The 13,145-nt window shown below is 36.9% G+C and carries 5 protein-coding genes, 8 tRNA genes and 1 riboswitch; all 13 genes read left to right on the top strand.

Translation table 11 applies throughout. The features are described 5' to 3' along the window. Positions 1-77 precede the first annotated feature (77 nt). The 13 genes from AC1RPH_RS05170 (at position 78) to rpoC (ending at position 12,897) form a co-directional block, all read left to right on the top strand. Positions 78-150: transfer RNA gene (locus tag AC1RPH_RS05170), tRNA-Val, on the top strand. Positions 151-153: 3 nt separating this feature from the next. After that, a tRNA-Lys gene (locus AC1RPH_RS05165) sits at positions 154-226 on the top strand. 18 nt (positions 227-244) lie between these two features. Beyond that, positions 245-326: transfer RNA gene (locus AC1RPH_RS05160), tRNA-Leu, on the top strand. Positions 327-340: 14 nt separating this feature from the next. After that, positions 341-416: transfer RNA gene (locus AC1RPH_RS05155), tRNA-Thr, on the top strand. Positions 417-431: 15 nt separating this feature from the next. Next, a tRNA-Gly gene (locus AC1RPH_RS05150) sits at positions 432-503 on the top strand. Between the two features lie 11 nt (positions 504-514). Continuing rightward, positions 515-603, top strand: a tRNA-Leu gene (locus AC1RPH_RS05145). A 28-nt stretch (positions 604-631) separates the two neighbouring features. Beyond that, positions 632-705, top strand: a tRNA-Arg gene (locus AC1RPH_RS05140). A gap of 12 nt (positions 706-717) precedes the next feature. After that, positions 718-791: transfer RNA gene (locus tag AC1RPH_RS05135), tRNA-Pro, on the top strand. A 129-nt stretch (positions 792-920) separates the two neighbouring features. Then, the gene (locus AC1RPH_RS05130) at positions 921-1,388 is read left to right on the top strand and encodes a CtsR family transcriptional regulator (RefSeq protein ID WP_481761623.1); all 468 of its coding nucleotides are present in this window, start codon (positions 921-923) and stop codon (positions 1,386-1,388) included. A 14-nt stretch (positions 1,389-1,402) separates the two neighbouring features. Next, entirely contained in the window at positions 1,403-3,880 is a 2,478-nt protein-coding gene (locus tag AC1RPH_RS05125) for an ATP-dependent Clp protease ATP-binding subunit (RefSeq protein ID WP_481761622.1), read from the top strand. A 65-nt stretch (positions 3,881-3,945) separates the two neighbouring features. Continuing rightward, the gene (gene gorA / locus AC1RPH_RS05120) at positions 3,946-5,292 is read left to right on the top strand and encodes a glutathione-disulfide reductase (protein ID WP_481761621.1); all 1,347 of its coding nucleotides are present in this window, start codon (positions 3,946-3,948) and stop codon (positions 5,290-5,292) included. Positions 5,293-5,556: 264 nt separating this feature from the next. Further along, the gene (rpoB, locus tag AC1RPH_RS05115) at positions 5,557-9,147 is read left to right on the top strand and encodes a DNA-directed RNA polymerase subunit beta (protein ID WP_481761620.1); all 3,591 of its coding nucleotides are present in this window, start codon (positions 5,557-5,559) and stop codon (positions 9,145-9,147) included. 96 nt (positions 9,148-9,243) lie between these two features. Further along, the gene (gene rpoC / locus AC1RPH_RS05110) at positions 9,244-12,897 is read left to right on the top strand and encodes a DNA-directed RNA polymerase subunit beta' (RefSeq protein WP_481761619.1); all 3,654 of its coding nucleotides are present in this window, start codon (positions 9,244-9,246) and stop codon (positions 12,895-12,897) included. 143 nt (positions 12,898-13,040) lie between these two features. Beyond that, positions 13,041-13,138: riboswitch (purine riboswitch) on the top strand. Positions 13,139-13,145: the final 7 nt, after the last annotated feature.

Below are 13,145 nucleotides of genomic sequence, written 5' to 3'. Positions count from 1 at the left end.
TAAGCTTCTTAGCGCCAAGAGTAGTTGGGGGTCGCCCCCTGCGAGGGTAGGACGTTGCCATGCTTTTTTTATTATTTGGAGGTTTAGCTCAGTTGGGAGAGCGTCTGCCTTACAAGCAGAGGGTCACAGGTTCAAGCCCTGTAACCTCCATTTGAGCCGTTAGCTCAGTTGGTAGAGCATCTGACTTTTAATCAGAGGGTCGACAGTTCGAGCCTGTCACGGCTCATTTTCAATTCCACATTCTGCGGGTGTGGCGGAATTGGCAGACGCACTAGATTTAGGATCTAGCGTCGTAAGACGTGGGGGTTCAAGTCCCTTCACCCGCATCATTTTCAGTTATGCCGACTTAGCTCAGTTGGTAGAGCACCTGATTTGTAATCAGGGGGTCGGGCGTTCGAATCGTCTAGTCGGCACCATTTTTTAATTTTTTTGCGGAAGTAGCTCAGTGGTAGAGCATCACCTTGCCAAGGTGGGGGTCGCGGGTTCGAATCCCGTCTTCCGCTTTTCAATAAATGCCGGGGTGGCGGAACTGGCAGACGCACAGGACTTAAAATCCTGCGGTGAGTGATCACCGTACCGGTTCGATTCCGGTCCTCGGCACCATTTATTGTTTTAATTTTATATTTTTAATGCACCCATAGCGCAACTGGATAGAGTGTCTGACTACGAATCAGAAGGTTGTAGGTTCGACTCCTACTGGGTGCATTTTTTTGTGTTCGGGAAATAGCTCAGCTTGGTAGAGCACCTGGTTTGGGACCAGGGGGTCGCAGGTTCGAATCCTGTTTTCCCGATTAATTGAAAAAGGAATTTAAACTTTATGTTTAAATTCCTTTTTTTGTTTAGGACAAATAACTTTCAATTTTAATTTATATTTCGTATAATGAAAGTCAACATTAGTCAAACTATTTGAGGTGATGAATATGCAGGGTCAGAATATTTCTGATGTGATTGAGAAGTATTTTAAGAAAATTCTTTTAGACGAAAAAGAAATAGTCATTAAACGTTCTGAAGTTGCTGAATTATTTAATTGTGTACCATCGCAAATAAATTATGTTATTAACACGCGATTTACTATTCAAAATGGATATGTAGTAGAGAGTAAACGTGGTGGCGGTGGATATATTAGGATAGAAAAGGTAAATCTTTTTGTAGATCAAGAATTTATTCAAACAATAGAAAATTTAATTGGTACAAACGTATCCCAACAAGAAGGTTACGATATTATTCAAAGTTTATATGATGAGAAGACATTGACAAAAAAAGAATCAAATTTAGTTTTAGCTATAATAAAGAAAGATGTTTTTCTTGGTATGGATACAGAATCAGAAAATATGATACGCGCTAAAATGTTGATTAATTTAATTAATCGCTTACGATATGAAGAGTAGAAAGAGGTAATAATATGGATAATTTATTTACGCCGAGTGCAAAAGAAGTTCTTATTCGAGCACAGGAAGCTGCTAAACACTATCGTCAACAAGCCGTTGGTACTGAACATTTACTTTTGGCTTTGTCTGAAGTACAAAATGGTATTGCAGATAAAGTATTGAAACAATTTAATGTTGATCCAGAAGATATAATGGAAGAAATCGAAAGATTCACTGGTTATGGATCATTGAGATTAAATAAAAATGATAATTATTTACCTTACTCACCAAAAGCAAAAATGATTTTATCAATTGCTAACGATGAAGCTAAAAATTTAAATGCAAGTAAGGTGGGTACAGAGCATCTTTTACTAGCGCTAACAAGTAATAATGAAATATTATCATCAAGAATTATGGGCGGATTAAGTGCTGATGTTAAGCAGGTACGTAAAATGATTTTCCGTCAACTTGGTGTCAGTGAAGTTCAGATGAGACAAAAGAATCGTGGTAAACAAACTCCAGAAGAGGGAACACCTACATTAGATGAATTAGCACGTGATTTGACTAAAATGGCTCGTGATAAGCAGATTGACCCTGTAATTGGTCGAGATTCTGAAGTGAAAAGATTAACTCAAGTATTGAGTCGTCGAACTAAGAATAATCCAGTGTTAATTGGTGAACCTGGTGTTGGTAAGACTGCAATCGCTGAGGGGTTTGCTCAACGATTAGTTGACGGAAACGTTCCTGAAGACATGATTGGAAAACGATTAATGATGCTTGATATGGGATCATTAGTTGCGGGAACAAAATATCGTGGTGAATTTGAAGATCGGTTAAAGAAAATATTGAAAGAAGTATACACGACTAAAGATGTTATTTTATTTATTGATGAATTACACACGTTAATTGGTGCAGGGGGTGCAGAAGGTGCAATAGATGCATCTAATATATTAAAACCTGCATTGGCTCGTGGTGAAGTTCAAGTTATTGGTGCAACGACATTAGATGAGTATCAAAAATACATTGAATCTGATGCTGCTTTGGAACGACGTTTTGCGACAATCACAATCAAAGAACCAACAGAAGCACAGACTGTTGATATTTTAAAGGGACTCCGACCTAAATATGAGGCACATCATCGCGTGCAAATTACCGATGATGCAATTGAAGCAGCAGTAGAAATGGGTAATCGATATATTACTGATCGATTCCTACCTGATAAGGCGATTGATTTAATGGATGAAGCCGCTGCTCAGGTTCGTATTGAGCGCCCAAGGACTAAATCAAAATTAAGTAAAAAACAAGATCAACTTGACGAATTGCGTCAACAAAAAGATGATGCAGTTAGTCAGCAAGATTTTGAATTAGCTGCGGGTATTCGTACAAAAGAAATGCGTGTTAAAAAGCAGGTTGAAGATTTAGAAGCCGAAAAAAATGCTGCCGTTAAGTCTAGTGCAGAACATTATGATATAAAGGTAACTAGCGAAGAAATTGCAGGAATTGTTTCTGATTGGACAGGTGTTCCAGTACAACAATTGAATAAAAGTGAAAGTGATCGCTTAATTCATCTTGAAGACATTTTGCATAAACGTGTTATTGGTCAAAATGAGGCAGTTAGCTCAATTGCAAAGGCTATTCGACGTGCTAGAAGCGGATTGAAAAATCCAGCAAGACCAATTGGTTCATTCATGTTCCTTGGGCCAACGGGTGTTGGTAAAACTGAATTAGCTAAGGCACTTGCTGAAGCTATGTTTGGCTCTGAAGAAGCAATGATTCGAGTGGATATGTCGGAATATATGGAAAAATATAGTACAAGTCGCTTGATTGGATCGCCACCAGGTTACGTTGGATATGATGAAGGTGGACAATTGACTGAAAAAGTTCGTCAGACACCATATTCTGTTGTTCTCTTGGATGAAGTTGAAAAAGCGCATCCTGATGTTTTTAATATTTTACTTCAAGTGTTAGATGATGGATACTTAACAGATTCTAAAGGACGTCGTATTGATTTTAGAAATACAATTATCATTATGACATCTAACTTAGGTGCAACTGCCGTTCGTGATGAGAAGTTTGTTGGATTTGGTGTAGAATCTGAAAAAGATGAATATAAGGCAATGTCTGGAAAAATTCGCGCGGCTCTTAAAAAAGCCTTTCGTCCAGAATTTTTAAACCGAATTGATGAATCAATTATATTCCATTCATTAACTAAAGTTGAATTACATGAGATTGTGAAATTGATGACTAAAGAAGTTATTGATAGGTTGAAGGAACAAGATATTAAGGTTAAAATATCACCTGCAGCAATTGATGTGATTGCTAAGGCAGGGTTTGATCCAGAATATGGTGCTAGACCCATTCGTCGTGCATTACAAACAGAAGTTGAGGACCGTCTAAGTGATATTCTTCTTTCTGGTCAAATAAAAGATAATGATAATATTACAATTGGTGCTGTAAAAGGTGTTATCAAAGTAACGATTAAAGAATCAAAAACTAAAGTAGCAGTGAAGTAAACTTAAAAAGGTGTAACTATTCATGTAGTTGCACCTTTTTTATCACTAGAAAAGGAGTGTTATCTATGGAAAAAATAGATCTTATTGTAATTGGTGGAGGCTCTGCTGGAATTGCAGCAGCAAATCGAGCTGGTTCTTTTGGAAAAAAAGTAATTTTAATAGAAGGAAATGAAATTGGTGGAACTTGTGTCAACGTTGGATGTGTACCTAAAAAGATTATGTGGTCTGCAGCAGCGTTAGCACAAGATTTTGATTTAGCTACTGATTATGGGTTTACTAAACAACAGCCGCAACTTGATTTTGAAAAATTAGTTGCTAACCGTTCTGCATATATTGAACGATTACATGGCGCATATTTCAGAAATTTAGATAAAAATCAGGTACAAGTCATTAAAGGCTATGCAAAATTTATTGATAATCAAACAGTTGAAGTTAATGGCTCAAAATATGTCTCAGAGCACATACTAATTGCAACTGGTGGAACACCCAATATACCCGACATTCCTGGCGCAACGTATGGGATTGAATCTAATCAATTCTTTGATGATTTGAAAGAATTACCTGCTAAAGTTGCGGTTATCGGAAACGGTTATATTGGTACTGAACTTGCTGGAACGTTGAATGCACTAGGGTCAAAAGTTCACATGTATGCAAAATACGACACGTTGTTACCTAATTTTGATGAATTAATTTCAACAAATGTAACAGAAACGTATATAGAAAATGGAATTGATATTAGTTTTAACTCAAAGGTGACAGAGTTGAAACGGCGAAGTGATGGTAAATATGAAGTTATTACCAATGATGACTCATTGGTCGTAGATTGTGTTATTTGGGCGGTTGGCCGCCGACCAGTTACCGATAAAATGAATATTTCTGCCACAAATATTAAATTAAATGATAATGGTACTATTGTGGTCGACGAGTATCAAAATACATCAGTTGCTGGTATTTATGCGACTGGGGATGTTATTGGTAAACTTGACTTAACACCTGTTGCAATTGCAGCTAGCCGAAGATTAATGGAGCGTGTGTTTAATAATAAACCTACGGAACATTTAGATTATAAATTGGTACCCACAGTGGTATTCTCACATCCAGTTGCTGGAACGATTGGTTTAACTGAAGCTGAAGCAACTTTAGAATATGGTCAAGAAAATCTAAAAATTTATCGATCATCATTTACACCAATGCGTTATAGTTTAGGTGATAGTAAGGTGAAGGAAAACCTGAAGTTAATTACGGTTGGTAAAGATGAACGAATTGTTGGATTACATGGTGTTGGAGAAGGCATGGACGAAATGCTACAAGGATTTGCAGTAGCAATTAAAATGGGCGCAACTAAAAAAGATTTCGATGATACAGTTGCTATTCACCCAACGAGTGCTGAAGAATTTGTGACGATGACTTAATGAGCACGAACTGTTGACATCCGATTCAATAGCGTATATGATAATTAAATGTATAATACTGTGAATTTTTATAGCTGATTACGATCTATTGTCCGTAAGAAGCCTTATAGAGAGACAAAAATGGTGATTATTTAAAAATAAATAAACTGTTTTTGTTTTTTCTTTTGCCAAAAAAACCGATTTTTTCGTCTAGTATGCAATTTGTAATCAAACTGTAATATAAAATCATCGGACTTTGGCAGGTTTACAGAATAAATTTGAGAGGTGACTAATTTGGCTGGACATTTAGTAAACTACGGTAAACACAGTACACGTAGAAGTTACGCACGTATCAAAGAAGTTTTAGATTTACCTAATTTAATCGAAATTCAAAGTGACTCTTACCAATGGTTCTTGGATGAAGGTCTTCGTGAAATGTTTGAAGACATCATGCCAATTGACGATTTTGCTGGTAACTTATCATTAGAATTTGTTGATTACCAATTATTAGAACCTAAATACACTGTAGATGAAGCACGCGCACATGATGCGAACTATTCGGCTCCATTACATGTTACATTACGTTTAACTAACCATGAAACTGGCGAAATTAAATCTCAAGATGTTTTCTTTGGTGATTTCCCATTAATGACAGAACAAGGAACATTTATCATTAATGGTGCTGAACGAGTTATTGTTTCTCAATTAGTTCGTTCACCAGGGGTTTACTACAATGGTTCATTAGATAAAAATGGCCGTGAAACATATGGCACAACTGTTATTCCTAACCGTGGTGCATGGTTAGAATATGAATCAGATGCTAAAAATATTTCATATGTACGTATTGATCGTACACGTAAAATTCCATTAACTGAATTGGTCCGCGCTTTAGGATTTGGTTCTGATGATGAAATTATTGAAATGTTGGGTAACAATGATAGCTTAATGCTAACACTTGAAAAAGATGTTCATAAAAATACGGATGATTCACGTGTTGAAGAATCTTTAAAAGATGTTTATGAACGTCTACGTCCCGGCGAACCTAAAACAGCTGATAGCTCACGTAGTTTATTGACAGCTCGTTTCTTTGATCCAAAACGTTACGACTTAGCTCCAGTTGGTCGTTACAAAATTAATAAAAAATTAAGCTTGAAAACACGTTTATTGAACCAAACATTAGCTGAAACATTGGCTGATCCAGATACTGGTGAAGTACTTGCACAAAAAGATACCGTAATTGATAAACAAGTTATGGAAACTTTAGCACCATATCTTGATCGTCAAGATTTCAAGACGGTCACATACCACCCATCAGAAGATGGTGTTGTTACTGAACCTATGGTACTTCAAATCGTTAAGGTTTATTCTCAAGTAGACCCAGAACGTGAGATGCCAATGATTGGTAATGGCAATATTGACTTACAATACAAACATATTGTACCTGCTGATATTATTGCTTCAATGAACTATTTCTTTAATTTAAAAGAAAATATTGGTTCTGTGGATGATATTGATCATTTAGGTAACCGTCGTATTCGTTCAGTTGGTGAATTACTACAAAATCAATTTAGAATTGGTTTATCACGTATGGAACGTGTTGTACGTGAACGTATGTCAATTCAAGATACAACAACTGTTACACCACAACAATTGATTAACATTCGTCCTGTTGTGGCTTCTATTAAAGAATTCTTTGGTTCATCTCAATTATCACAATTCATGGATCAAACTAATCCACTTGGTGAATTGACACATAAACGTCGTCTTTCTGCCTTAGGACCTGGTGGTTTGACTCGTGATCGTGCTGGATATGAAGTTCGTGATGTTCATTACACGCATTACGGTCGTATGTGTCCAATTGAAACGCCTGAAGGACCTAACATTGGTTTGATTAATAGTTTATCAAGTTATGCACGTGTTAACCGATATGGTTTTATTGAAACACCTTATCGTCGTGTGAGCTGGGAATCACATCAAGTAACTGATAAAATCGATTACTTGACTGCTGATGAAGAAGATAACTATGTTATTGCACAGGCTAACTCACCATTAAATGAAGATGATTCATTTGTAAATGAACTCGTTATGGCTCGTAATCGTTCAGAAAATATCGAAATCGGTATTGATAAAGTCGATTACATGGATGTTTCACCTAAACAAGTTGTGGCTGTTGCTACAGCATGTATTCCTTTCTTGGAAAATGATGATTCTAACCGTGCCTTGATGGGTGCCAATATGCAACGTCAAGCTGTTCCTTTAATCAATCCTCATTCACCACTTGTTGGTACAGGTATTGAATATAAGGCAGCTCATGATTCTGGTGTCGCTTTAATTAACAAAAACGAAGGTACTGTTGAATACGTTGATGCACGTGAAATTCGTGTTCGTCGTGAAGATGGCGCTTTAGATAAATACAAATTAATGAAATTCCATCGTTCAAATGGTGGTAAAAACTACAATCAACGTCCAATTGTTCGTGTAAACGATCATGTTGATGCTGATGAAATTTTAGCTGATGGTCCTTCAATGGAAAATGGGGAATTAGCTTTAGGCCAAAACCCATTAGTTGCCTTTATGACTTGGAATGGTTATAACTTTGAAGATGCTGTTATCATTAACGAACGTCTTGTTCGTGATGATGTCTACACATCAATTCATATTGAAGAATTTGAATCAGAAGCACGTGATACAAAATTAGGACCTGAAGAAATTACTCGTGAAATTCCTAATGTTGGTGAAGATTCATTAAAAGATCTTGATGAATTTGGTATCGTCCGTATTGGTGCTGAAGTTAATGATGGTGATATCTTAGTTGGTAAAGTAACACCTAAAGGGGTTACTGAATTATCTGCTGAAGAACGTTTATTACATGCTATCTTTGGAGAAAAGGCTCGTGAAGTACGCGATACTTCATTGAAAGTTCCTCATGGTGGTGGCGGTATTGTTCAAGATGTTAAAATCTTTACTCGTGAAGCAGGGGATGAATTAAGTCCTGGTGTTAATATGATGGTTCGTATCTACATTGCACAAAAACGTAAGTTACGTGTGGGTGATAAGATGGCTGGACGTCATGGTAACAAAGGGGTTGTTTCAATCGTTGTCCCTTCTGAAGATATGCCTTACATGCCAGATGGTACACCAGTTGATATTCTTTTGAATCCCATGGGTGTTCCTTCTCGTATGAATATTGGACAAGTTTTAGATCTTCATTTAGGTATGGCTGCTCGTAAATTAGGTATCCATGTTGCAACACCAGTTTTTGATGGTGCTCGCGATTCAGATATCTGGAATGTCTTTAAAGAAGCTGGAATTTCAGATGATGGTAAGACAATCTTATATGATGGACGTACAGGTGATGCATTTGATAACCGTGTTTCTGTAGGTGTTATGTACTATATGAAACTTGCTCACATGGTTGATGATAAAATCCATGCTCGTTCAATAGGACCATACTCATTAGTAACGCAACAACCATTAGGTGGTAAAGCACAATTTGGTGGACAACGTTTTGGTGAAATGGAAGTTTGGGCACTTGAGGCTTATGGTGCTGCTTACACGTTACAAGAAATTTTAACGTATAAATCTGATGATGTTGTGGGTCGTGTGAAAACATACGAAGCAATTGTCAAAGGCGAACCAATTCCTAAACCAGGTGTTCCTGAATCATTCCGTGTTCTTGTTAAAGAATTACAGTCATTAGGATTAGATATGAAAGTACTTGATGCTAAAAAGACTGAAATTGAATTACGTGACATGGATGATGACGATGATGATATCGTTAATGTGGATGCGTTAAGCAAATTAGCTAATGAACAAAAAGAGAAAAAAGCTAAAGAAGAAGCCGAAAAAATGGCTGCTGAAATGAACAAAGAATAATTTTGGCTTAGTTACTGAACTCAAATTTGTGTGGATGAAGCTAATGCTTAGTTTGAGAAATCCAACACACTATAAAACTAAAGGGAGGTCGGTCCTTTGATCGATGTCAATAAATTTGATAGCATGCAAATTGGCTTAGCATCTTCTGATAAGATTAGAAGCTGGTCATATGGTGAAGTTAAAAAGCCCGAAACAATCAATTATCGTACATTAAAACCTGAAAAAGACGGACTATTCGATGAACGTATTTTTGGACCAACAAAAGATTGGGAATGTGCCTGTGGTAAATACAAACGTATTCGCTATAAAGGTATCGTCTGTGATCGTTGTGGTGTTGAAGTTACTCGTTCTAAAGTACGTCGCGAACGTATGGGTCATATTGAATTAGCTGCACCAGTTACACATATCTGGTACTTTAAAGGAATTCCAAGTCGTATGGGTCTTGTCTTAGACATGAGTCCTCGTGCTTTGGAAGAAGTTATCTACTTTGCTTCTTACGTTGTTACTGAACCTGGTAACACACCTCTTGAAAAGAAACAGTTATTAACAGAACGTGAATATCGTGAAAAACGTGAAGAATACGGGACTGAATTCGAAGCTGGAATGGGTGCTGACGCTATTCGTCATTTATTACGTGATGTTAATCTTGCTGGTGAATCTGAAGAATTAAAAGAAGAATTGAAAGATGCTACTGGCCAAAAGAGAACACGTGCTGTTCGTCGTTTGGACATTTTAGAAGCATTCTTACTTTCTGAAAATGAACCTGCATGGATGGTTATGGATGCTGTTCCTATTATTCCACCTGACTTACGTCCAATGGTTCAATTAGAAGGTGGCCGTTTTGCCACTTCTGATTTGAATGATTTATACAGACGGGTTATTAACCGAAATAACCGACTAAAACGTTTATTAGATTTGAACGCTCCTGGTATTATTGTTCAAAATGAAAAACGTATGTTACAAGAAGCTGTTGATGCATTGATTGATAATGGTCGTCGTGGCCGTCCAGTTACTGGACCTGGTAACCGACCATTGAAATCTCTTTCACATATGTTGAAAGGTAAACAAGGACGTTTCCGTCAAAATTTACTTGGAAAACGTGTTGATTATTCAGGCCGTTCAGTTATTGCTGTTGGACCAACGTTACAAATGAATCAATGTGGTATTCCTCGTGAAATGGCTTTGGAATTATTCAAACCATTTATGATGAAAGAACTTGTTAAACGTGAAATGGCTTCAAATATTAAAAATGCTAAACGTAAACTTGATCGTCGCGATGAAGATATCTGGGATGTTTTAGAAGAAGTTATTGTTGAACATCCAGTTCTCCTTAACCGCGCACCAACACTTCATCGTCTTGGTATTCAAGCTTTCGAACCAATTTTAGTTGATGGTAAAGCAATTCGTCTTCATCCCTTAGCTTGTGAAGCTTACAATGCTGATTTTGATGGAGATCAAATGGCTATCCATGTACCTTTATCTGATGAAGCACAAGCAGAAGCTCGTTTGCTTATGTTAGCTGCTCATCATATCTTGGCACCTAAAGATGGTAAACCAGTTGTAACACCTTCTCAAGATATGGTTTTAGGTAACTACTACCTTACAATGGAAGAAGCTGGCCGCGAAGGCGAAGGTATGATCTTTAAAGATGCTAACGAAGCTGTAATGGCTTACCGTAATGGTTACGTTCATTTGCACACTCGTATTGGATTACAAACAGCAACATTAGCTGCTGAAGGTAAACCATTTACAGATTGGCAAAAAGAACGCATTATGATAACAACTGTTGGTAAAGCAATCTTTAATGAAATTTTACCTAATGAATTTGCCTACATTAATGAACCTAAGAATGATAACTTAATTAATAAAACAGCCGACAAATATTTTGTTGAACCTGGTCAAAATATTGGTGATGTTATTAAAGCACAAGAAATTATTTTACCTTTCAAAAAAGGATTCTTGAGTGATATCATTTCTGAAGTTTATAAACGATTTAAAGTAACTGAAACGTCTAAGATGTTAGATCGTCTTAAAAACTTAGGTTATGATCAATCAACACATGCTGGTATTACAGTTGGTATTTCTGATGTAACTGACTTAAAGGAAAAACCTGCAATTATTGAAGAAGCTCATAAACAAGTTGCTTTAGTTGCAAAACAATTCCGTCGAGGTTTGATTACAGAAGATGAACGTTATGAACGTGTTATTGCTATCTGGACACAAGCAAAAGATGATATTCAACAAAAACTAATGGAAGCATTGGGCACACAAAATCCTATTCAAATGATGAGTGATTCTGGAGCCCGTGGTAATATTTCTAACTTTACTCAATTAGCTGGTATGCGTGGTTTGATGGCAGCTCCTAATGGTAAAACAATGGAATTACCTATTATTTCTAACTTCCGTGAAGGTTTGTCAGTGTTGGAAATGTTTATTTCAACTCATGGGGCTCGTAAAGGTATGACTGATACGGCCTTGAAGACTGCCGATTCTGGATACTTGACTCGTCGACTTGTTGATGTTGCTCAAGATGTTATTATTCGTGAGAAAGATTGTTTCACTGATCGTGGCTTAGATGTATCAGCTATTAAAGAAGGAAATGAAATGATCGAACCATTGTATGACCGTATCTTAGGTCGTTATGCAATGAAGACCGTTAAAAATCCTGAAACTGGTGAAGTTATTGTCGCTTCAAACGAAATGATCGAAGAAAGCAAAGCGCAAGCAATTATCGCTGCTGGAATCGAACAAGTAACTATCCGCTCAGCATTTACATGTAACACTAAGCATGGGGTTTGTGAACATTGTTATGGTCGTAATATGGCTACTGGTGATCAGGTTGAAGTTGGTGAAGCAGTTGGTACTGTTGCTGCTCAATCAATCGGTGAACCCGGAACTCAATTAACAATGCGTACTTTCCATACTGGTGGGGTTGCTGGAGATGATATTACACAAGGGTTACCTCGTGTTCAAGAAATCTTCGAAGCACGTAATCCTAAAGGTCGTGCTGAAATTACAGAAGTAACAGGTATGATTGAAGCAATTGAAGAAAATCCTGCTGAACGTACTAAAGAAGTAACAGTTAAAGGTGAAACTGATACACGAACATATAGTTTACCTTATACTGCTGTTCTTAAAGTTGCCGAAGGTGATAAAATTCATCGTGGTGAAGCACTAACAGTTGGTTCAATTGATCCTAAACAATTAATTCAAGTTCGTGATGTTCTTTCTACGGAGAATTATATTCTTCGTGAAGTTCAAAAAGTATATCGTATGCAAGGGGTAGAAATCTCTGATAAGCATGTGGAGGTTATGTCTCGTCAAATGTTACGTAAGGTTCGCGTTATGGATCCCGGTGACACAAATGTATTACCAGGTACTTTAATGGATATCATGGATCTTAAAGAAGATAACTATAAGACATTGATCAAAGGTGGCATTCCAGCTACTTCACGTCCTGTCTTACTTGGTATCACTAAAGCATCTCTAGAAACAAACAGTTTCTTATCAGCTGCATCATTCCAAGAAACAACTCGTGTTCTTACGGATGCTGCTATTCGCGGTAAGAATGATCCATTAATTGGTCTGAAAGAAAATGTTATTATTGGTAAGATTATTCCTGCCGGTACTGGTATGCCAGATTACCGTCAAATTAAACCAAAAGAAACAGGTTCAATTTCAGCTAATGTTTATTCAATCTCAGATATTGAGAAACGAATGAAAGAAGAAGAAGCTAGCGTGAACGATTAACGTCATAGCTAAAAAAGAACAATTCTTATTAATTTAAGAGTTGTTCTTTTTTTTGTGCTTTATTAGCGAACAATTAACGCTTACATTTTAATAACGTCCGCAAACCATTGTATGGGTAAATAGACTGTGTTAATATTGTCATACAATAAAAAATACTGATCACCTATATAATGTCATGATATGGATGCTAGTTTCTACCCGGAGCCGTAAATTCCGGACTATATGTGAGTTAAAGCAAGCATGTATTA

This window comes from Dellaglioa sp. CoH-57-MRSF-16, from assembly GCF_056782055.1.
Note: the sequence above shows the minus strand (reverse complement) of the source record. Positions and strands in the feature narration are given on the sequence as shown.